Genomic DNA, 253 nt, shown 5'->3' with positions numbered 1-253 from the left:
GCGCTGAAATCGAGCAGCAATATTATAATGGCTTTAATGCGACCGCGACGGTGAATCAACTGGGTGATAGCAATAGTGCTAAAGTCATGCAAAATAATGCCGATGGCGCGCTATCTACCATTAATCAAACGGGTAATGGCGATAATGCCGAAATAAGAAACTACGTGTCAGACTTTGCCGATGCCACCATTAATCAATCGATTGGCAGCGGTAATGATGCTTATATTAATCAAGATAATTCCGATGGCGCATC

1 pseudogene is annotated in these 253 nt (G+C 43.1%); it reads left to right on the top strand.

Annotation, left to right across the window (positions count from 1 at the left end):
• A pseudogene (locus AB4140_RS19755) lies at positions 1–253 on the top strand (curlin); the annotation flags it as partial.

The sequence above is a fragment of the Shewanella sp. 10N.286.51.B2 genome (assembly GCF_041469265.1).
In the GTDB taxonomy this organism is placed as follows: Bacteria; Pseudomonadota; Gammaproteobacteria; order Enterobacterales; family Shewanellaceae; genus Shewanella.
Note: the sequence above shows the minus strand (reverse complement) of the source record. Positions and strands in the feature narration are given on the sequence as shown.